Here is a 20,908-nt window from a genome sequence, read left to right as displayed (position 1 = left end):
TCTATTCCCACTGATCTGGAGATCAACGAATGTTCAGTCTTGATAATACGGTTCTGGTGATTGTGGATGTGCAGGGCAAGCTTGCGACGCTGATGCACAAAAAGCAGGATTTATACAAAAATTTGATGGCTATTACAGCCGGAGCAAAAGAGCTTGACGTGCCAGTACTCTGGATGGAGCAGATTCCCCATAAGCTGGGCCCCACCATTACAGAACTGTCCGAGCTACTGACTGAACAAAATCCTATCAGTAAAAGCAGTTTCAGTTGCTATGGCGAACCTGAATTTCTAAAAGCTTTGGAACAGACCCGTCGAAAGCAGGTTCTGGTGGTCGGTATTGAAGCTCATATCTGCGTTTATCAAACGGCGATGGACTTGCATCAGGCCGGTTATGATGTGGAAGTGGTAGCGGATGCCGTCTCTTCCCGAACCAAGCAGAACAAAAACCTGGCTCTGGAAAAACTGGGCAAAGCGGGCATCGGCATTACCAGCACCGAAATGGCACTGTTTGAGCTGATGAAAACCGCCGATGCGCCTCAGTTTAGAACCGTTGCCAAACTGATCAAGTAGATTCAGCCTGCCTGAGTATCTGTTGAGCCTGCTTCAAATGAGGCAGGTCCAGCATACGCCCGTCCAACCCCACCGTTCCGGCACCATGACTGTTGGCAAAGGCATCAACAACCCGCCGGGCATAAGCCACTTCATCGTCAGTGGGTGTAAAGCACTGGTTAATAATGTCAACCTGATCCGGGTGAATCGCCAGTTTACCGGTAAAGCCTTCCATACGGGCACGCCCACATTCTGTCCGGAGTTTTTTCTGGCACTTATAATCAGAACATATCCCGTCAATGGCCTGCATATTACCTGCCGATGCCACCAGCAGGCAGTTAGCCCGATTCATTCGATGGATCAGAAAGTGTGCCCCATCCGGTTCGCAGTTCGTGATTGCACCAATATCGGCAGACAAATCTTCTGCCCCCCAGGTAAACCCTTTCAATCTTGGGCTGGCATGGATAAAGGTGTTCTGGTTGATGGCTCCTATAGACGACTCCGCCACACTCATAACCCGGGTTGAACCCACCTCAAGGTTGTTTTGTACTTCCAGTGCCGTCAGGTAATGGTCAACGGTTTGGAAATCTTCCGAGCCTGAGGGCTTAGGCAGAAAAACACCAAAGGGTTTACCCGGCATAATGGTCACTAAATCATTCAGAAGATGAGAGGATGACAGGCTGTTAACCCTGACCCAGAGTTGAGACAGGGTGCTTTTTCTCTTGGAAGACGATTGATGAGCCAGCAAAAACTGTAGAACCTTGTCCCTTGCCAACTTTTTGTTCTTTTCTGAAACCGCGTCTTCAAGGCATAAAATCAGGGCATCGGCTCCGGCATTTTTTGCCTTCAGCATTTTTTTATCGTTATCACCGGGAACAAACAGATAGGATTTAGCCAGCATGTTGCTCTCCCTTGTCTGCACTGGAAGGAAGTTTTTGCAACAGGGCGGTACGAAGCATTGAACACACCATTTCACTGTGCTGGTTATAAACCTTGTGTTCAAAGGTGACAATGCCCGTATCAGGCCGTGATTTACTGGGTCGTTTTTCCTTGATTTCGGTTTCGACCCTGAGCGTGTCATTAATAAACACTGGCTTGGGAAATCTCATTTCACCAAAACCAAGATTGACCACCAGCGTTCCCAGCGTGGTGTCTTCGACCGAAACCCCACAGGCAAAAGACACAGTGTACATACTGTTGAACACTCGTTGTCCAAACTCGGTGCCTTTGGCGTATTCTGCATCCAGATGCAAAGGCTGAGGATTGTGAGTAATGGCGCAAAACAGAACATTGTCTGATTCGGTCACAGTGCGGGAAAGGTTGTGCTTTATCACCCGCCCAATGTCACATTGCTCGTAATATAGCCCGGGCATGACCGCTTCCTTTTATTCTTCTTGTCATTGGTTACTGTTATACACCCTGCAAATAGAGGTTCCAAGCATTCCAATATACTGCCAGAGCCTTTAAATTAGGAAAGTGGAAAAAATAACAAATACGGATCTAGCAATGAACGATCTGGAAACGAAAACAGCCTCCCCTGCTCCACCACCCGACAAGCCCTTCAAGAAAGTGCTGATTGCCAACCGTGGAGAAATCGCCCTGAGAGTGTTAAGGGCTTTGCAGCAGCTGGATATTGCCTCTGTCGCTATTTATCACCATAGCGACCAACATTCTCCTGTTGTACAACAGGCTGATGAGGCCATAGAAATACTCGGCGATACGCCCTCTGCTGCTCACCTTGACGGACAACAGATTATTGAATTCTGTCAGCAACTGAACGTAGACGCCGTTCATCCCTGTTACGGCTTCTTATCGGAAAATGCCGCGTTTGCAAGAGCTCTGGAACAAGCCGGTATTACCTTTATTGGCCCTGAAGCCAGCATCATTGAACTGATGGGCGACAAGATTACGTCCAGAACCTTTGTCGCCGACCATGGTTTTCCTGTGCCACCGTCGGTCAATCTCGAACCCGATCACCCTGACTTTATCAGCAGCATTGTTGCCATGGGATTTCCTGTGGTGGTTAAAGCGTCTGCCGGTGGTGGTGGCAAGGGAATGAGCATTGTTCATAGTCAGGACGAATTGGAAGATGCCCTGCGCATTGCGTCGTCCGAGGCTGAAAAGTACTTTGGAGATAAACGGGTTTACGTTGAAAAGTATTTTACCAGTGCCCGGCATATTGAAGTTCAGGTTCTGGGCGATGGTCAACAGGTGGTTCACCTAGGTGAAAGAGAATGTTCCATCCAGCGTCGTTTCCAGAAAGTTATCGAAGAAGCCCCTTCTCCTGCCCTGAATGACATAACGCGTCGTGAAATCTGTGAAACCGCAAGAGGCATTGCCCAGAGCGCCGGTTACAACAGTGCAGGCACGGTTGAGTTTTTATACACGCCGGAAGGCGAGTATTACTTTCTGGAAATGAATACCCGTATTCAGGTTGAGCACCCGGTTACTGAAATGACCTTTGGTGTTGATCTGGTGTGTGAGCAGATCCATATCGCTACAGGTCGTCCACTCTCCTTCAAACAGGAAGAACTGTCATCATCCGGTCATGCCATTGAGTGCCGTATTTGTGCGGAAGATGCCTTTAATGACTTTATGCCTGAAACTGGCAAAGTGTTGTTTCTGAAAGAGCCCTACGGTCAGGGCCTACGGTTCGACAGTAGCCTGTATCAGAATCAGGCTATTACCAGCGCCTTTGACCCCATGCTGGCAAAGCTGATTGTTCACGCCGATACCCGTCAGGAAGCCATTGAGGAAATGCGGCAGGCACTGGGTGATCTGGTCATTCTTGGTGTCAAACATAACGCTGATTACCTTGACGCGATTCTGCGCCATGAGCAATTTGCAGCAGGTCACTTTGACACTGGCTTTATTCAACATTATGCCAGTGATCTCACCGCTACCCAGCCGGAAAACAAGAAAGAACTCCATGCCATCCTTGCCACGGCTCAGTTAGGTGAACGTAACAACCGGCTATTAGCAGAAGCAACACCCGAGTTGCATGCTGCTATTGGGCACTGGAGGAACTGATGCAACCAAAATACTTATTGAATGACTCAGTCTATTCAGTGACCCCCATTCGCAAACAACACTCGACCGTGCTGAAGATAGGTAACCATACCGTCAACGCCAGACTGGAGTGGTCTGGCCCGAATGAAGCCTTTCTGATGCTGGATGATGACTGTCTGCAGGTTTACATCGCTCAGGATAACCAGCAACTGTTTATTCATCTTGGCGGGAAAACCTGGCACCTCGAATGCATTGACGAGTTCAGTGATGCCGCTGCTGGCGGACACACTGCCAGTGGTCAGGTGATTGCGCCCATGCCGGGAGTGGTTATTGAATTGAATACCGCTGTTGGCGATCAGGTCAAAGAAGGCGACAGCCTTTTATTAATCGAAAGTATGAAACTGCAAATGGCTATCAGGGCTTCGGTGTCCGGGACAGTTACAGGTATTCATGTTGCCGGTGCCGGTGACAGCTTCGAAAAAGGTTCAATACTGGTGGACATCGCCGGGGAGGCATCACCATGAGACGATTGCAAACCCGCATTAATACCCAGTCACCCGAGTTCAGACAATATCGGGCACACAATCAAAAAATACTGACGGAGTTTCATCAAAAGCAGGAAGCTGCAAGGTTTCACCGGCCTGAAAGGGATATTCAGCGCCTGAAGAGCCAGAATAAGATGCTGCCCAGAGAACGGCTGGAACTGTTGCTCGACCCCGGCACCCCTTTCCTTGAATTGTCATCACTGGCTGCCAACATGGCCTATGACGGTATTGCACCTTCTGCCGGATGTATTACCGGCATTGGCGTTGTGGGAGGCAGGGAGGTGCTGATCAATGCCAGTGACAGTTCGGTAAAAGGCGGGGCATGGTTTCCACTCACCGTTAAGAAAACCATCCGGGCACTGGATATTGCCATTGAAAACCAGTTGCCGGTAATACACCTGTGCGACAGTGCGGGCGGATACCTGCCCATGCAATCGGAATTTTTTGCTGATAAATACATGGCCGGACGGATTTTCCGAAACCAGACGCAGCTGTCAAAGCTGGGCTGTAAACAGCTGGCACTGGTCTTTGGTCATTGCACGGCGGGCGGCGCTTATATTCCCAGCCTGTCCGACTATTCAGTGATCGTGGATGGAACCGGTGCTGTATTTCTGGGTGGCCCGCCACTGGTGAAAGCCGCTACCGGTGAAGAAGTGACCGTGGACGAGCTGGGAGGTGCCAGAATGCACACCTCGGTTTCAGGCACCTGCGACTATTTCGCCAGCAATGAAAAAGAAGCCATTACCCTTGGTCGTGAAATCGTTGCCCAGTGGGAACAGAAGCCGAAATTCAATCTGCAGCGGGAAACCCCTGAAGAGCCCTATTATGATCCGTCCGAACTGTACGGCATTATCCCTGACGACATAAAGAAACAGTTTGATATGCGGGAAGTCATTGCCCGAATAGTAGACGGAAGCCGTTTTTCTGAATATCAGCCGGATTATGGCGACACACTGGTCTGTGGCTATGCCAATATCTGGGGTTACAAGGTCGGTATTCTGGGCAACAACGGCGTACTGTTTAACGACAGTTCTTTAAAGGCAGCCCACTTTATCCAACTGTGTAATCAGAATCACGTACCGCTGGTGTTCCTGCAGAATATTACCGGCTACATGGTGGGCAAAGACTACGAACGCCGGGGTATTACCAAGGACGGAGCGAAAATGATTATGGCTCAGGCATGCTCGGATGTGCCCAAGTTCACCGTAATGACCAATGGCTCCTTTGGTGCAGGCAATTATGGCATGTGCGGCAGAGCCTTTGATGCCCGCACCCTGTTCAGCTGGCCTCAAAGTGAAACGTCTGTAATGGGGGCTGATCAGGCAGCCAATACGCTCGTCACTATCAAGCTGAAACAGTTGCAGCGTGAAGGCATTGAACCGGATCCGGAAGAAATAGAAACAATTCGTGCTTCCGTATTAGCCAGCTATGAAAACCAGACCAGTGCCTACTACTCATCCTCCGAATTGTGGGATGACGGCATTATTGATCCGGTGGACACCCGAAATGCACTGGCGATGTCGATTAGTGCATCGTTAAACGTACCCTTTGGCGAACCCCGCTACGGTGTGATGCGGTTTTAATGTTTTCAGGGATGAATAATTATGAATGACACATCAAACACCCGGCAGGCTTTTTCCCTCACTGCTGACCAGCAGAGCCTGATGGATCATGCTGACCGGTTTGCCCGTGAGCAGCTCTACCCCCTGTGTGAAAAAATGGATAACGAAGAGTGGTGGCCACAGGACGCTTTCAGGGAAATGGGCAAGCTTGGCCTGCTTGGTGTCACTGTACCGGAACAGTATGGAGGCGTTGGTTTATCCATACTGGAAGCCGGTTTGATCCTGCAGGCGATCTCACGCTGGAACCATGCCTTCGGACTGAGCTGGGTGGCACACGACAACCTTTGTGTAAATAATCTCTACAACAATGGCAGCGAAGCCATTCGGAAAAAATACCTGCCAAAACTGTGCTCCGGCGAATGGACCGGATGCCTTGGATTGACCGAGCCGGGAGCGGGTTCAGACGCACTGGGCTCCATGCGAACCAAAGCGGTTCGTGATGGGGACGAATACGTTCTGAACGGTTCCAAAATCTACATTACTAATGGTCCGGTGGCTGACATCTGCCTGGTGTATGCCAAAACCCAGCCCGGCAAAGGTTCCAAGGGTATTACGGCATTTGTCGTAGAAACCGATTCACCCGGCTTTAAAGTGGCTCAGAAGCTGGAAAAGATGGGGTTCCGTGGTAGCCAGACCGGTGAACTGGTGTTTGAAGACCTGCGGGTTTCTGTGGACAACATTGTCGGTGAGGAGCATCAGGGTCATAAGGTGGTGATGAGTGGGCTGGATATTGAACGTGCCATCATCGCCACCATCAATGTCGGCATTGCTGAACGGGCTTTAGAGCTATCGGTTGAGTACTCAAAAACCCGCGAACAGTTTGGCAAGACCATTGCCAGCTTCCAGATGATTCAGTCCCGTCTGGCCGACATGTACGTCTGGGTGGAAACCATGAAATCTTTCTGCTGGCAGGTACTGGAAGAAGTCACCCATATTGACGAGACCACCGCCGGTCGTGGTGAAATTCATGCCCGTACAGCCGCTTCCGTGATGTATTGCGCGGATATGTGTAACAGGGTTCTGGACAACGGCGTTCAGGTACATGGCGGTACAAGTTACATCTGGGAATCGGAAATGAACCGCTTGTTTCGATCCACCAAATTGCTGGAAATCGGCGCAGGCACGACCGAAGTTCGGAAAATGATTATTGCCGGTGAATTATTGAGGTAGCGGGTAAGCCTTGAGGCTGAAATCATTAGTGAGTACAGTCTGAAGCATGAATATTCTCTCTATCCAGTCCCATGTTGCTGTTGGTCATGCGGGCAATTCATCGGCTGTTTTTCCGTTACAGAGGCTGGGCTTTAATGTCTGGCCTGTGAATACGGTGATGTTTTCCAATCATACCGGTCATCCCGGCTGGCGTGGCCCTGTGTTTACCCCTGAAACCGTCCGGGAAGTGCTTCTGGGTATGGAGGAACATGGTGCTTTTGCCGAGTGTGATGCCATTCTGTCCGGTTACATGGGTGACCCGGGTATGGCAGAGGTCATTCTTGATGCGGTTGAACGTATTCGTTCAGCTAACCCTGATGTACTGTATTGCTGTGATCCGGTGATAGGCGACGTCGATACCGGCATTTATGTTCAGAAAGAGATTCCGGACTTCTTTCGCAACAAGGTTATTCAGCAGGCTAACATCATTACACCCAATCACTTTGAGCTGCAGATGCTGACCGGCAGACAGATTACAACCATCGAACAGGCTGTCGATGCAGCAAAAATTCTGTTGGCAGAAGGCCCTGATACGGTTCTGGTCACAAGCCTCATTACCGAGGATTGCCAGAACGACCAGATTGCCATGCTGGCGGTTAATTATGCACAAGCCTGGCTGGTTAAAACCCCTATGTACCCGATGAAGGACGTTGTCAGTGGTTCAGGCGATGCAACAGCAGCGCTGTTTTTAGCAAAGCTTTTGCAAAGTAATAGCCTGCAACATTCACTTGAGCACATCGCCGGAGCGATGCACGGATTGTTTAAAACAACCAGTCTGGCAGGCAGCCCTGAATTACAACTGATCGCAGCTCAGGATGAGCTTATGACACCATCCGTTACCTTTTCAGCCAATCCTGTTACTTTTTGACCAATTCAGCACACTGCTCCGATAAATAATTCGGAGCATTCATAAAAAACTAACAAAACAGTCTTTATTAATTTTTTTAATATGGTACTAATTATAAACGACAAAGTAATATTAAGGACGCGATTACTCTCGTGAATTATTTACCTCTGATAAAGCCTCTATCTCTATCAACTGCCTGTAAAACACCTTTCATTGAATCACATCTGTCAGCTTTATTGGGTGATCATGTATCAAACCGTGAGCTTACCGAATTAATGAATCATTGTCGCTTGATCAAAACAAAAGCAAATGGATATATATGCAAACAAGATGAATTAGTAGACGGCATTTTAATTCTTCTATCCGGTTCAACAAAAGCCACAAAATCAAATCAGGATAATCATTCAGTCGCTATACACATTAAACATTCGCTACATCTGATTAACTTTGGCTTTTTTTCTGGCATCACATCCCATACAACATCGGTTCAGGCTCAGACAGATTGTTTATCTCTTTTAATCAAAATCAAATTGAACGAGCTGAATAAATACCCGACATTAATGAATGTGTTGTTGAAATCAGCCTCTGAAAGCGCCTGCGACCTTGATGAAATCGTTGAATCATTACTGACCAGGCCTCTGCCAGAGCGCGTACTGCGTAAGCTGATCAGCATTGCCGGGCCCGACAGCAACAGAGTCTATGCAACACAAACCGATCTGGCGGATATGCTGGGCGTCAGTCGTCAGAAAATACACGCAGAGATTAAAAAACTGGTTAAAAATAGCATCATAAGAAGTGGTTATGGCTGGTTTGAAATTATTGATTCCAACTATTTAAATCATCAAGACAACACGTTAAGTAGTTGCCGAAGAATGTCTGTATCGGACAATTCAACACTAAAAAAAGAGTTATAACTATCCTTATGGGGAGGAGGAGCCTCATTCAGTTCAATCTTTACACAAGGTTAAATGTTTATTCCAACCGACATTATTAATCATGCGCCTACAGCCAACAAAAAATAAATAAGATTCATATTTTGTAGTTTTAATAACGTCTAAGCAAATACAGCCATCCAGCTTAACTTAACAGCCCTGTTCATTTTTCAGCGGGGCTATTAAGTGAATAGCAACTTGAGTGGCTATATCAAAAAAGACGACTGGTTTTTTATACTACAACTATTTAACTACCATGACTGAATATTCATCATTCAGTCAATATTATTTCTACTTGATCGATAGACTGTTATTTTCCTCAGATATTTTTTCTCGCCAAGCCTGACATTTAACGAATACACCTGACTAACAAACGAACGTTGCATTAACTTCCATTACCTGCGAATGTTCTTAGTTAATCAGCCTAAGGCGCAAGAATCTGCGGAGACCGAATGAGTCACAGCCACCAACTTTCCCTACTGGGTAAAAGACGGTTTTTACCCTTTTTTACGACCCAGTTTCTGGGCGCGTTTAACGATAACATCTACAAAAACACACTGTTGCTGATGGCCGCTTTTGCGACTGCCGAGCAACTGCCGTTCGACTCGGACCTGTTCATCAACCTGGGAGCTGGCCTGTTTATCCTGCCTTTTTTCATCTTTTCCGGCATTGCCGGACAAATGGCAGACAAGTATGAAAAGTCGCTGATCATCCGCAGGGTCAAGCTGCTGGAGATCGGAATCATGGCCGTGGCTGCCGGCTTCATTATCAGCCAGAATTTTCTGATCCTTCTGATTCTGCTCTTTCTTATGGGCACCCAGAGTGCATTTTTTGGCCCGGTCAAATACGCCATTATTCCCCAGCATCTGTACGACGATGAGCTGGTAGGCGGTAATGCACTGGTGGAAATGGGAACCTTTGTGGCCATTCTCCTCGGCACGCTTGGAGCAGGTCTTCTGGTTGAATTGCCACAAGCTCATAAGTGGATTGCAGTATCCGTTGTCGTGCTGGCGATTCTCGGCTGGCTGTGCGCCCGTCAGGTACCGGAAGCCAGAGCAGCAGCACCGGAGCTGGACATCAGTTACAACCTGTTCTCCCAGACCCGGAAAATCATGAAAGACGCCCATGGTAATAAAACGGTTTATATGTGTCTGGTGGCGATTTCCTGGTTCTGGGCGCTGGGAGCCGCCTATCTGACCCAGCTTCCCAACCTTGCCAGCCAGATTTTATCCGGCAGCCCTCAGGTCGTCAGCATTATGCTGGCCATGTTTACCGTGGGTGTAGCGGCAGGCTCCCTGTTTTGCGGACGTATCTCCCACGGCAAGGTTGAACCCGGCATCGTGCCTCTGGGCGCTTTTGGTCTCAGCCTGTTTGCTCTGGATCTGTTTTTTGCCATTTCGCCAAATACCACCGACGAATTTCTGAGCGTTGCGGAATTTTTAATGATTCCGGCCAATGTCAGGGTACTGTTTGATCTAGCCATGATTGGTTTCTTTGGCGGACTGTTTATTGTGCCTCTGTACGCCATGGTTCAGAAAAGAACCGAAGAAAGCCGCCGGGCACGAATGATTGCAGCCCTGAACGTGATGAACTCTTTCTATATGGTCTGCAGTGCCGTCTTCGGTATGGTGTTTCTGGGCGTTGCCGACCGCAGCATCGAGGAGTTCTTCTTGACTCTGGCACTTCTGCATGTGGTTGTGAGCCTATTGATATTTAAAACATCGCCTGAATTCTGGCAACGTTTCAGGGTTCGCTTTTCCCGACAGCCTTCCTGATTAACGGGTTATCAGCCAGTGACCTCGCAAAAGCCACTTAAAACGTTGGTATCAATGACCAATGACACCAGTGGCTTTTGCCGCCATAATTCGCTCCCATGACTGAATCAGCCCAAACTTCTGAACGCCCTGTACATATTGTTCCTGCCTGCCATGAGGAACTCAGGGAATTATACCGGGACGAGCATCTGGTGGTTGTGGACAAACCCGCCGGTCTGCTTAGCGTGCCTGGGCGACACCCTGCCAACTTTGACAGTGCCTTATCCCGCCTGCAGGCCATAAACCCAGAAAGCCGGGTGGTACACCGACTGGACATGTCCACTTCCGGGGTCATGGTGTTTGCCCTGCATGCTGACAGTCACCGGGCACTGAGTCGCCAGTTTCAGGACCGTCTGGTCAGCAAGGGTTATACCGCAGAAGTGTGGGGCATTCCTGAAGAAACGTCAGGTTCTGTTGACCTGCCCATGCGCTGTGACTGGCCAAACCGGCCAAGACAGATCGTAGACCATGAACAGGGTAAGCCTGCCCTGACCCACTATTCGTGCATTAATAACCACGATGGAACCTCCAGCCAAAACAGTCGGGTATGGCTTGAACCTGTAACAGGACGCTCACACCAGCTAAGGGTACATATGGCTGAACTGGGGCATCCTATTCTTGGCTGTGAGTTTTATGCCCATGCCGAAGCGTATTCAGCCAGCTCAAGGTTAAACCTTCATGCAACCCGACTGACCTTTATGCATCCGGTATTGAAGGAGTCCATGACCTTTGAAGTGTCTGCTCCCTTTTAATCCACGCTGAATTTAACCGGATTTGGCACACAGCGCCCGATCTGAACTAGAATCACTGGCAATCAACAAGATAAGACAGACTCAGGTTGTCAGTTTGATTCTTCATAAGGCTGCCTTTCAACAGCTGATCCGGTTAATAAAACAACAACGAACAACACCGGCGCTGATCTCAATATTGTTCTGCCTGCAGTTCAGTCATTCTGACGCCATGGCAGGAACAGAGCTGGAAAAATTCACCCTTCTTCACAAAAATACTGTTGAACTCTTTGTTGCTGAAAATAAAGGATGGTTTAGACATTCACTAAAAGCCTTCCGTCATTATCTGGAAAAACACCCGCCTCCCCCTTATCAGGAATACTTCGACCTGTTTTTTGTTCCTGTAGCAAATAAAGACCATTCAAACAAAGCTGCCGAATCGGTCTTTATTACCTATCCGGAACCTTTTCTCGATAAAAACTCCCCGAACCACAAAACCTATAAACAGAAGGCGGGGTATGAACAGTATTCATCTGAAGACGGTACCGTTGCAGGCCTGACTTTTAGCAAAGCTAACCCAATAAAACCACAGTGCAGTGATGAAAGCCTGTTCCACGACAGCCAGCTCGGATTTGTGGACAGCTACTCATCACAACAACTGTTCAACAGTAGCAGTCAATATGAACACGCTTACTTTAAGCCTGTTGATTACTGCGATTCATCTGTCAAATTCCAAAAAGGTGGGGAAAACGACCAGTTCCTACTGATGTCGCTGTGTGTCAGCGATAGCAGCGATAACGATGATGACAGAGGCAATCAATTCGAAGTCTGCATCCCGATGGGACCCGCCCAGCAATTCTCCATTGATGACATTATTGACCCTCATGACGAATTTTCACCGCTCCCTGAATACACCGAAGAAAGTATTGAGCTTTTTCTCAGCCATCTGGAAAGACAATATGATCCGGAAAACCCTGCAGCGAACCGCCACGTAGGAAGCCTGCTTGGTCGCGGAATATCGGCTCAGGTCATGGAGCCTGTCAGCTTCCTGCATTCAGCTGCGATAAAGCGGGTGATCAAAGAGGTGCCTGATACCCGGTCTGCCGAGGAGTTTATTCTGACGGCACAGATCAATATGCGTTTGCTGACGATGGCAGAAATTCGTTACCTGCCCTTGATCTATTTCCATGTGCCTGCACGAAAAAAAGGGAAAGTGGCGCTTTACGGTGTTCAAAAGAAGTGTGATTCCGAGCAGTTTCTTGACCACCTGTTTGAAGACCCCGGTCAGCCCATGCCTGCTATGGAAAAACTGCTGGACGATATCATTGATCTTTTGGTGGAGTGTGATACCAGTAATGCTAAGCAGCTCAGAACCCTGTTACCGGCATCGACTGGCTTTTCATTGGCTGTTGACCCTAATTACGCCAACTATTTCTATGACGGTACTCAGGCAACAGTGGTAGATCTGACTCCCTTTTTTATGGCTTTTGAAGGGGAAACACCGGCCATTAACCATCAGTTTCTTGACATGGAGCTGGAGGGGATTGCCACCCATTTTGATGACATTTCCATGAACCCCCTGCACCGCTACCTGTTTTTTCTGGGCATGTTATTCAGAACCTGTCAGAACAAATTGATTGCATTCAGACAATGCATCTTCAGTGAGATGGACTGCACGCCGGAAAAAAAACAAAGTAACTTCTGGTACAAACTGTTTGACCACGCGTTGCTCAAGATTGCCTCTAAGCCCCCTGTTCATAATGAGATAACGCGTCTGCTTAAGGCACAACAACGTGTAGCATGGGGACAAGATTCTGAAGCAAACAGCGACGTGAGTCGCGCCGGAGCTCTCTCTGTTGACAGTAACACCAGAGGAGGGAAAGCCTATGTGTCGTACCATTCAGATATCTTAACCAACAACAAACACCAACATGCGCACAAAGCAATGAGTGTGGATCAATCATCTCCTATTGTTAAATTTCTGCAGATGGAAGCGTCCCTTATGAGTGCAAGGGTGGATCAGTGGAAAAAAGACCGGTGGCTTAAATGGATCAGGGATGTTAAACCGCACTACAAAAAACAGCAAAACATACATACTCTGGAAAGCACCCCTTGCATGATGAGTGAGACCGAAGCCAAGAGTTATGCAAACTTTATTCTTGGACTGGAATCCTCAAAAGCTCACTCTTCAGCAAATGGGCTCTGGATCAGCATCAGCAACTGGCTGGAACGAAACCGTCATATCAATTCCGGTTACACTGGTAGCCTGTCGGCTCCTGATTTACGCCGGATGTCACAAATGTCTGCATCCAGAGCATATGACGAGGAGTTTATAAAACTCTGGGGGGATAGCTACATACCATTGTTACTTAAAGCTCTGGCTTCCAGAGGTTTCCATTTTCACATACAGGTGGTGCAGCCCGACAAACATTTTCAACCACATTCAAAGCATTACTGGTTTGATGTTAAGAAAAAAATAATCGTCAAAGAGATCATTGACGATGTGCAGGAAATAAGACGACTTGCAGAAAACAAAATGGTTTTATCCCTGCTATTGCATCAGACCAGTGACGTATCTCCAGGCTTATCAAAAAGTCACTGGTCAGAAGTTTCACCTTTATCCTCTCAACAAACCGCTTTTTTGTTGCGTTACCCTATGCATGAGGTTGCTTCCTGGCGTTTCGACACAATGGATCGATTTGTTGTGCCACTGACATCCAGGCGCATCAACAGTCTGGATCAGGATTCATCGTATTATTTGAAACTGACTTTAATGATCAATGCTTACCAGAGAACAGTTATTCCATCTGACCCCGCCTTTATGTTCGAGCAGCTGCTCAGTCATTTGCCCGCTTCAGACCAAAAGGCGAAGATAACACCGGGCACCCGAATCGGACATATGTTTATGGCCTTGTTGCTCTGGCTCGATAGTCAGGTCGTCCTGCCCGACAATAATCTGCCCAACTCTGTGCTTCTCATTCATCCCGCATTAGGCTATTCAGTCAATAACCCGGCTTTTTCAGTATGGACTTTTAGTATCCCGCATCGTCAATCCGGCCCGGATTGGAAAACCAGAGTGATCACACGTGAGCTGACCCATAACATAAAGCTGGAATCCATTAACACCAACGATCCGGGTCAGCTTATTTTCTATACCAATACAATGATCTCTAAAACGGGGCATTTGATATCGCCGCACCATTTTGCACCTGAATGGTGGATCGTCAATAAGCCAGAGATCATGGACCTGCCTGTAAACAGTGTAAAACTGTTTGATGAAAAATCTTTTTTCGGTAAGAGGCTGTTTCAAAAGCTATAGACCACTGACTCAAGAAAATTCGTACACAATGTATTACCCTTCATAGAGTTTCTTTGATGGAGGGTTCTCCATGTACCCCTCAGATTTGACTGATGACCAGTGGAAAGTCATTCAGCCCTTCTTCCCCGATCCGGGATATGACCAACCCAAAAATGGCAGACCCAGAGAGTGGGCTTATCGACACATTCTGGATGCGATTATCTATGTTGATAAAACAGGCTGTCAGTGGCGACAGTTGCCTTCTGACTTCCCGCCTTGGGGAACCGTTTACACCTATTTCCGAAACTGGCGGCTCGATGGAACCTGGAAGAAATTACACGACGCTTTGAGAGACAAAGTAAGGCTGAGTGTTGTCAAATTAGCTCAACCAACTGCTGCCAGCATTGATTCTCAGAGTGTAAAAACCTCAGTAAAAGGGGGGGCCGGGGTTATGACGGAGGCAAGAAGATCAATGGTAGAAAGCGCCATATAGTTGTAGATACGCTAGGTCTGATTCTGGTTCTTTGGGTTCATTCAGCTTCTATCAGTGACAGCCTTTCTGGAGAGATATTGCTTGCCTGTGTGATCAAGCACTTTAAGAAAATCCGTAAGGTTTGGGCAGACTGCGGTTACAGAGGGTATCTGGAAGAGTGGTTTTATCGGAGAAAGCCAAGACGAGAGCTGGAAATCACAAAGCGCCCACGGGGTAAATTTGTTGTGCAAGCCAAGCGATGGGTCGTAGAGAGAACCTTTGGGTGGTTTGAAGGCTCTCGTCGCTTGGCGAAGGATTATGAGCAACTACCAGAAAATTCAGAATCGTTTATCTATATATGCATGATTCGAATAATGGTTAAGAGGCTTGTTTAGTTTTAAAACAGCCTCTAAAAACAACACGACTTTTCTGGAAACAAACCAGTTGAATCTCAATGATGAAAATGTAACAACTGAAGAAATGATGGCAGTATTTCTTGAGTACATGAAGCAAGAGTATGAAAAGCTGGGAAATCTGTCGGGAAACTCCCGGTGAACTTCTGAAATAGACGCTCAATCAATTGATGTCGATACCTGCAGTCCTCAAATTTATTTTTTATGATCAATCCAATCTGGCTAAGAACATTTACGACACTGGTTCAGCAAGGCCACTTCACCAAAACAGCCCATGTACTGGCAATGACACAGCCCGGCGTCAGCCAGCATATTCAAAAACTGGAAAACTATTACGATACCGAACTGCTGAACCGTCAGGGCAAACAGTTTGAGCTGACACCAGCCGGAGAGCAGGTTTACCAGTTTGCATTAAACCTGCTGCGCAGTGAGCAAGACCTGAAGGAACAGTTACTTAACGACCACCCCTGTAAGGGCTTATGCCGCTTATCCAGCCCGGGCGCTCTTGGAATTCGTTGTTACACGCAACTGGTTTCATTGCAACAGAACCACCGGGACCTGGAAATTCATTATGAAATCGCACCCAACCACCGAATAGAAACCGAGTTGCTTGAACATCGGACAGATCTTGGTTTGATGACCTGTGAGCCCCGATCTGGTTTATTGTCTGCCACTGCGGTCAGCCGGGAAGAGCTATACCTTGTAATACCCGCCAGTAAAGTACCGGCCCGAACCTATTCCGATCTTGCAAAGCTGGGCATGATCAGCCATCCGGATGCCAGTCACCATACAACAATGGTCATGCAAAACAACTTTCCGGATGATATCCATAACTTGCCCGACCTGCGCGTGAGTGGCTATGTCAACCAGATCAATATAATTCTTTATCCGGTGGCGGCGGGTCTTGGCTTTACGGTATTGCCTGCCTCGGTGGTGCAGGCTTTTCCGGACAAAGACAAAATTCATGCCCTGACACTACCAAACCCGGTGTTTGAAACCATTTATCTGGTTGAAAAGAAGTACCGGCAACTGCCTGCCCGATACCGTTTTATTCGTCAGAAAATAGAAGAGATATTAGGAACTAGGAGCCTGTCGGACTTAGCCGACCGTAGCGAGAAAAAGACCGGTTTGAGACAGTTTTGACGATCATTTGAGGCGAATAGCGAGCTATTCAACGAAAAGGATCGTCAAAAATGGCCAAATCCGGCTTTTTCGCAGTAGGTCAGTGGTAAGTCCGACAGGCTCCTAGATAAAGCAGGCTGGTACAAGCAGCACCAGCCTGATATTGCAGGGCTTTTACAGGAAGAAATAGTACGTCACGAAGATAGCAGACAGAACATACATGGTCGGCGTCACTTCACGACCGCGTCCCTGTGCCAGCATGGAGACCGGGTAAAGCGTAAAACCAAAGGCGATACCGTCTACCAGACTGTACGACAGAATTGTCATAATGATGGTAAAGAATGCCGGAATCTTGATTTCCATCTTTGACCAGTCAATATGATGCAGACTGCTGGCCATAAAGACACCCACAGCAATCAGTGCCGGAGAGGTGCTCACCGTCGTAAACATGGCAATCAACGGGAAGAAGAACAGAGCCATCAGCATACAGGCCGCCGTGGTCACCGAAGTAAAACCGGTACGACCACCAGTACCTACCGCAACAGCCGACTCGGAGTAACAGGTCACACTACTGGTACCCAGCACCGAACCCACAATCGTACCAGCGGCATCGGCAAACAAAGCCGGTTTGACATTGGGAATGTTACCTTCCTTGTCGGTCACACCAATACCATTACACACCGCGATGATGGTGCCTACTGCATCAAAGAAATCAATGAACAGGAAGGTAATGACCACTACCACCATTTCCAACGTCAGAATGTTGGGCAGGTTGGCAATCGCCATACCGAATGTTGGCGCAAGGCTCGGTGGTGCAGAAACAATCGCGTCCGGCACCGGGTTCAAACCCACCGCAACACCCACCAGCGTGGTGGCCATTACACCGAAGAACACCGCCAGCTTGACGCCTTTGGCAATCAGGAAGATGGTCAAAGCCAGACCAAACAATGCCAGCAGAACGGAAGGCGATCTTACATCACCCAGCTGTACCAGAGTGGCCGGGTTGGCAGCAATGATCCCGGCGTTTCTTAAACCTATGAAACAAATAAAGAAACCCAGTGCTGCCGTTACGGCGTATTTCATGTCGGCAGGGACCGACTTGATCACTTTTTCACGGACACCGGTAACCGACAGCAGGAAAAAAATCACACCCGATACAAAAATACCTGCCAGTGCCGTTTCCCATGGAATATCCAGAGCAATAACGGTACCGTAGGTAAACAGGGCATTCATACCCATGGCCGGAGCCAGAACAATAGGGTATTTGGCAAAAATACCCATCACCAACGAAGCAAAGGCCGCCGATAAAGCGGTGGCAGTAAACACCGCCCCCTTGTCCATGCCGGTGTTGCCGAGAATGGCAGGGTTCACACTGAGGATATACGACATGGCCAGAAATGCTGTCAGGCCTGCCATGATTTCAGTTCGGAAATTGGTTTTGAATCGATCAAATTCAAAATAGCGTTGAATGGTGTCCAGCATGTGACTCACTTAGGTGGGAATCGCCATCAAACAAGACGAATGCGAATTTAATTTTTTTCTCTCTCAACCAAAATACGTACACTCGTCCATGAAGCATCCATAGTCTAACGATCCGACAGCAAAGAAACAGACGAACATATGCGTACTGACGTACAACTTAAAAAATGAAATAATGCAGGGTTGTCCTGCGGCAAACGCAGAGACTGTAACTTCCGAAAGGGCAACCTCCCGGTCACCCCTTCCACTCCAAAATCATCCTGCTCTTTATTCTTTCTCCACCTCCCGGCGCTCTTTCCACGCTCCACTGTAGTCGGGTGCTTCAGAGACATTGGCGTTCTCATCTGCCACCATCTCTCGAACCTGTTGCCTGATCCTCATTTCCCCTGTCCACACCGGCAGAACTTCATCACCGTCAGCCTCCTGAGCCGGTCCGGTTCTTATCTTCACCGAGGCTTCTTCCAGCTCGATAGCCAGAATAGTGGTTGCCTTTAACTCTTGTTCAGAAGGGGGGCGAACCTCATCCCAGCGACCCGGAGCAATATGTTCAAGGAATCGATAAAGGCTGCTCTCAATTTCTTCAGGGTCATTCACTGCCCGAAACGACCCAAACACAACGGCCGACCGATAATTAGCACTGTGATGAAAAGCAGACTTCGATAACACCATGCCATCGAGAAGCGTGGCGGTAACACAACACCCTGTCCCGTCACGCAGTGCCTTGATCATTCGACTGCCATTACTGCCGTGAATGTACAGCTGATTGTCCACCCGCCACCCCAACATGGGAATGACGTATGGCTGCTCATTGGTGCTAAAACCGACATGAACAACATGCGCTTCATCAAAAATTTCATACAGCCGTTCCCTGTCGAAACATGCCCTTTTCGGACTTCTTTTTAATTTTGTTCTGTCTGACTCTGGCAGTGCTTTCATATGACCTCCTCTGGAATCCTTCAAAGGCTACGCGCATAATGGATCGTTCGATAGAACCATTTCCGAAAAAGAGACAGAGCCACCTAATGAGAATGCCTTTGGTAGAAATACCCGACCTGAGGCTGGACAACAACAGCAACACGCCACTGTTCGACCAACTCTACCAAACCCTCAGAACGCGGGTTCTGAATCGCCTCCTCAGTCCCGGCACCCGGCTGCCGTCGAGTCGCAAACTGGCACAGCAGCTGAACGTTGCCCGAAATACAGTGATTGCCGCGTACGAGCAACTGATCGCTGAAGGCTATCTGGAATCAAAATCAGGTTCTGGTACTTTTGTCACAGAAGAATTGCCGGAAGCCTGGTTTCAGGCAGAAGCTCAGTCCCATTCTCCACCAAAACCCATACAGAATATTGCACTATCGAATTATGCAGAAGCCATAAGGGATGAAAACGTTCGAAAAAACGGCTCTAATCAGGGGTTCACAGTAGGAGTCCCGGATCTTAAAGGCTTTCCGGCCAGATTATGGAATAAGGTTTCCAGCTCCATACCCCATGCCGGATTAACCGAACTGATGGGATTTCAGTACCCACAAGGACTGCCTGAACTGCAGGAAGTCATCACCGATTATGTCCGAAGCTCCAGAGCGGTTCGCTGCGAGTCTGATCAGGTAGTGATCACTCAGGGGGCACAGCAGGCTCTGGACTTGTGCGCCCGACTGCTTTTAAATCCGGGCGATCCGGCCGCAATGGAAAACCCCGGTTATACCGGAGCCCGTCGAGCCCTTCATGCCACAGGCGCGCATGTGACAGCTTTGCCTGTTGATGAACATGGCGTGATGGTCAGCGCACTGGAACAACTCGATCCGCCACCAAAACTGGTTTATGTCACACCTGCACACCACTACCCACTGGGCAGTGTGATGTCATTACAACGACGAACCCGCCTGCTTAACTGGGCTGCCACTCACAACAGCTGGATTCTGGAAGATGATTACGACAGTGAATACCATTATCAGAACCGGCCGCTGGCTTCATTGCAGGGGCTTTGCAAAAACAGCAGAGTGATCTATATCGGCTCGTTCAGCAAAGTACTGTTTCCTGCCCTTCGTCTCGGTTATACCATTCTGCCAAAAGAACTGACCAATGTGTTTACCCAGGCAAAAATGGAGCACAGTGGTGAAACGCCCGTCCATATTCAGGCGACAACCGCAGCCTTTATTCAACAGGGTTATTTCAGTAAACACCTGAAGCGTATGCGAGTACTTTATGCAGAAAAGCTGGAGTGCATGCTAAAAGCCTGCGAAAAGCTGACACCTTGGTGCAAAATCCATACTCACGGCGCAGGCATGCACCTGGTCATTGAATTTACCGCCGAACTTTGTGAGAAGTCAGTTTACAATCAGCTGGTCAAGCAGAAAGTCTATTGCTCAAAGCTCAGTCGGTACTACCTTGAAGAACCCGTAAAATCAGGTCTGGTACTAGGGTTTGCAAACAGCAGTGAGGAAGAAATAAGAACCAAGGTGGAGCAGATTGCATCCACGATCAAACTGGCAGCAAGAACATAAAAAACCAAGAGAGCCTGAAAGCAGGGCTCTCTTATCAACCGCTCGGTTCTCAGGCACATCACCTAAGTGCCGAGTTATAGACTTCAGCTTCCGGGGGTTAGCTTTTCTTGGTTTTTCGAGTGTTTTTCTGCAGAGATTTTGGCTGACGGGTTGCCATGCTTTCCATACCACTCACTCCGGATGCAATCTGTTCTATTTTACCTCCGGACTTCAGGAATTCGGCAACTTGCTCTTCAATAGATGCTGAATCTTCAGTGTTATTTTTCTGATGACGGTCGTCAATGAGAGAGATTGATCTTTTAGACATTATTTAACTTCCCAATTAGCTCAAGGAGTTCACACCCTCACCGGAAGCCATCCGGAAAAAGT

At 48.2% G+C, this 20,908-nt stretch carries 18 protein-coding genes; 13 read left to right on the top strand and 5 right to left on the bottom strand.

Going from position 1 to position 20,908, the window contains the following annotated elements; all coding sequences use genetic code 11:
* The first annotated feature begins 29 nt into the window (after positions 1-29).
* Positions 30-569, top strand: a complete 540-nt coding sequence (locus EZMO1_RS03375) for a hydrolase (RefSeq protein WP_034879680.1) — start codon at positions 30-32, stop codon at positions 567-569.
* Here EZMO1_RS03375 and EZMO1_RS03370 read toward each other — a convergent pair.
* Positions 562-1,449, bottom strand: a complete 888-nt coding sequence (locus EZMO1_RS03370) for an HpcH/HpaI aldolase/citrate lyase family protein (RefSeq protein WP_034879679.1) — start codon at positions 1,447-1,449, stop codon at positions 562-564. The genes EZMO1_RS03375 and EZMO1_RS03370 overlap by 8 nt on opposite strands.
* A complete protein-coding gene (locus EZMO1_RS03365) occupies positions 1,439-1,921 on the bottom strand; it encodes a MaoC family dehydratase (protein WP_034879678.1) in 483 nt (160 codons plus the stop codon). The genes EZMO1_RS03370 and EZMO1_RS03365 overlap by 11 nt, the downstream gene beginning before the upstream one ends.
* Positions 1,922-2,054: 133 nt before the next feature.
* Here EZMO1_RS03365 and EZMO1_RS03360 point away from each other — a divergent pair, with 133 nt between their 5' ends.
* The 11 genes from EZMO1_RS03360 to EZMO1_RS03310 all read left to right on the top strand — a co-directional run bounded on the left by EZMO1_RS03360 (position 2,055) and on the right by EZMO1_RS03310 (position 16,580).
* Positions 2,055-3,578 (top strand): acetyl-CoA carboxylase biotin carboxylase subunit, encoded by a 1,524-nt coding sequence (locus tag EZMO1_RS03360; RefSeq protein WP_082212375.1) that lies wholly within the window; start codon positions 2,055-2,057, stop codon positions 3,576-3,578.
* Positions 3,578-4,081, top strand: coding sequence for an acyl-CoA carboxylase biotin carboxyl carrier protein subunit (locus EZMO1_RS03355; protein ID WP_051790731.1), 504 nt, complete (start codon positions 3,578-3,580; stop codon positions 4,079-4,081). The genes EZMO1_RS03360 and EZMO1_RS03355 overlap by 1 nt, the downstream gene beginning before the upstream one ends.
* Positions 4,078-5,685 carry an acyl-CoA carboxylase subunit beta gene (locus EZMO1_RS03350; RefSeq protein WP_034879677.1) on the top strand — a complete coding sequence of 536 codons (1,608 nt, stop codon included), beginning with the start codon at positions 4,078-4,080 and terminating at the stop codon, positions 5,683-5,685. The genes EZMO1_RS03355 and EZMO1_RS03350 overlap by 4 nt, the downstream gene beginning before the upstream one ends.
* Before the next feature lie 21 nt (positions 5,686-5,706).
* Positions 5,707-6,894, top strand: a complete 1,188-nt coding sequence (locus EZMO1_RS03345) for an acyl-CoA dehydrogenase family protein (RefSeq protein WP_034879676.1) — start codon at positions 5,707-5,709, stop codon at positions 6,892-6,894.
* A gap of 46 nt (positions 6,895-6,940) precedes the next feature.
* Positions 6,941-7,801, top strand: coding sequence for a pyridoxal kinase PdxY (pdxY, locus tag EZMO1_RS03340; protein ID WP_034879675.1), 861 nt, complete (start codon positions 6,941-6,943; stop codon positions 7,799-7,801).
* A 131-nt stretch (positions 7,802-7,932) separates the two neighbouring features.
* Entirely contained in the window at positions 7,933-8,694 is a 762-nt protein-coding gene (locus EZMO1_RS03335) for a Crp/Fnr family transcriptional regulator (protein ID WP_034879674.1), read from the top strand.
* Positions 8,695-9,164: 470 nt separating this feature from the next.
* Positions 9,165-10,487 (top strand): MFS transporter, encoded by a 1,323-nt coding sequence (locus EZMO1_RS03330; protein WP_034879673.1) that lies wholly within the window; start codon positions 9,165-9,167, stop codon positions 10,485-10,487.
* Between the two features lie 98 nt (positions 10,488-10,585).
* Entirely contained in the window at positions 10,586-11,278 is a 693-nt protein-coding gene (locus EZMO1_RS03325) for a pseudouridine synthase (protein ID WP_082212374.1), read from the top strand.
* Positions 11,279-11,372: 94 nt separating this feature from the next.
* Positions 11,373-14,573, top strand: coding sequence for a hypothetical protein (locus tag EZMO1_RS03320; protein WP_145912449.1), 3,201 nt, complete (start codon positions 11,373-11,375; stop codon positions 14,571-14,573).
* 70 nt (positions 14,574-14,643) lie between these two features.
* Positions 14,644-15,419 (top strand): IS5 family transposase gene (locus EZMO1_RS03315; protein WP_201772254.1). Its coding sequence is split into 2 segments (ribosomal slippage): positions 14,644-14,983 and positions 14,983-15,419, totalling 777 coding nucleotides; the frame shifts between segments, so codons are not numbered across the junction.
* Positions 15,420-15,641: 222 nt separating this feature from the next.
* Positions 15,642-16,580, top strand: a complete 939-nt coding sequence (locus tag EZMO1_RS03310; protein WP_061509256.1) for a LysR family transcriptional regulator — start codon at positions 15,642-15,644, stop codon at positions 16,578-16,580.
* A gap of 153 nt (positions 16,581-16,733) precedes the next feature.
* Here the strand turns inward: EZMO1_RS03310 and EZMO1_RS03305 are convergent, their stop codons facing one another.
* Complete coding sequence (locus EZMO1_RS03305; protein ID WP_201772253.1) at positions 16,734-18,041, bottom strand: NCS2 family permease; 1,308 nt, start codon at positions 18,039-18,041, stop codon at positions 16,734-16,736.
* Between the two features lie 264 nt (positions 18,042-18,305).
* The gene (locus EZMO1_RS03300; RefSeq protein WP_034879667.1) at positions 18,306-18,974 is read right to left on the bottom strand and encodes a pyridoxamine 5'-phosphate oxidase family protein; all 669 of its coding nucleotides are present in this window, start codon (positions 18,972-18,974) and stop codon (positions 18,306-18,308) included.
* Between the two features lie 92 nt (positions 18,975-19,066).
* On the opposite strand from EZMO1_RS03300, the gene pdxR reads away from it, so the two are divergent.
* Positions 19,067-20,539 (top strand): MocR-like pyridoxine biosynthesis transcription factor PdxR, encoded by a 1,473-nt coding sequence (gene pdxR, locus EZMO1_RS03295; RefSeq protein ID WP_222842185.1) that lies wholly within the window; start codon positions 19,067-19,069, stop codon positions 20,537-20,539.
* A gap of 97 nt (positions 20,540-20,636) precedes the next feature.
* Here pdxR and EZMO1_RS03290 read toward each other — a convergent pair whose 3' ends face one another.
* On the bottom strand, positions 20,637-20,846 hold the full coding sequence (locus EZMO1_RS03290) for a hypothetical protein (RefSeq protein ID WP_034879665.1): 210 nt from the start codon (positions 20,844-20,846) through the stop codon (positions 20,637-20,639).
* Between the last annotated feature and the right edge of the window lie 62 nt (positions 20,847-20,908).

The sequence above is a fragment of the Endozoicomonas montiporae CL-33 genome (assembly GCF_001583435.1).
Classification (GTDB): domain Bacteria; phylum Pseudomonadota; class Gammaproteobacteria; order Pseudomonadales; family Endozoicomonadaceae; genus Endozoicomonas_A; species Endozoicomonas_A montiporae.
Note: the sequence above shows the minus strand (reverse complement) of the source record. Positions and strands in the feature narration are given on the sequence as shown.

Bases quoted from the DNA above. Each gene is read 5' to 3' on its own strand.
- EZMO1_RS03375 (WP_034879680.1), top strand. From the start codon at position 30: ATGTTCAGTCTTGATAATACGGTTCTGGTGATTGTGGATGTGCAGGGC.
- EZMO1_RS03370 (WP_034879679.1), bottom strand. From the start codon at position 1,449: ATGCTGGCTAAATCCTATCTGTTTGTTCCCGGTGATAACGATAAAAAA.
- EZMO1_RS03365 (WP_034879678.1), bottom strand. From the start codon at position 1,921: ATGCCCGGGCTATATTACGAGCAATGTGACATTGGGCGGGTGATAAAG.
- EZMO1_RS03360 (WP_082212375.1), top strand. From the start codon at position 2,055: ATGAACGATCTGGAAACGAAAACAGCCTCCCCTGCTCCACCACCCGAC.
- EZMO1_RS03355 (WP_051790731.1), top strand. From the start codon at position 3,578: ATGCAACCAAAATACTTATTGAATGACTCAGTCTATTCAGTGACCCCC.
- EZMO1_RS03350 (WP_034879677.1), top strand. From the start codon at position 4,078: ATGAGACGATTGCAAACCCGCATTAATACCCAGTCACCCGAGTTCAGA.
- EZMO1_RS03345 (WP_034879676.1), top strand. From the start codon at position 5,707: ATGAATGACACATCAAACACCCGGCAGGCTTTTTCCCTCACTGCTGAC.
- pdxY (WP_034879675.1), top strand. From the start codon at position 6,941: ATGAATATTCTCTCTATCCAGTCCCATGTTGCTGTTGGTCATGCGGGC.
- EZMO1_RS03330 (WP_034879673.1), top strand. From the start codon at position 9,165: ATGAGTCACAGCCACCAACTTTCCCTACTGGGTAAAAGACGGTTTTTA.
- EZMO1_RS03325 (WP_082212374.1), top strand. From the start codon at position 10,586: ATGACTGAATCAGCCCAAACTTCTGAACGCCCTGTACATATTGTTCCT.
- EZMO1_RS03310 (WP_061509256.1), top strand. From the start codon at position 15,642: ATGATCAATCCAATCTGGCTAAGAACATTTACGACACTGGTTCAGCAA.
- EZMO1_RS03305 (WP_201772253.1), bottom strand. From the start codon at position 18,041: ATGCTGGACACCATTCAACGCTATTTTGAATTTGATCGATTCAAAACC.
- EZMO1_RS03300 (WP_034879667.1), bottom strand. From the start codon at position 18,974: ATGAAAGCACTGCCAGAGTCAGACAGAACAAAATTAAAAAGAAGTCCG.
- pdxR (WP_222842185.1), top strand. From the start codon at position 19,067: ATGCCTTTGGTAGAAATACCCGACCTGAGGCTGGACAACAACAGCAAC.
- EZMO1_RS03290 (WP_034879665.1), bottom strand. From the start codon at position 20,846: ATGTCTAAAAGATCAATCTCTCTCATTGACGACCGTCATCAGAAAAAT.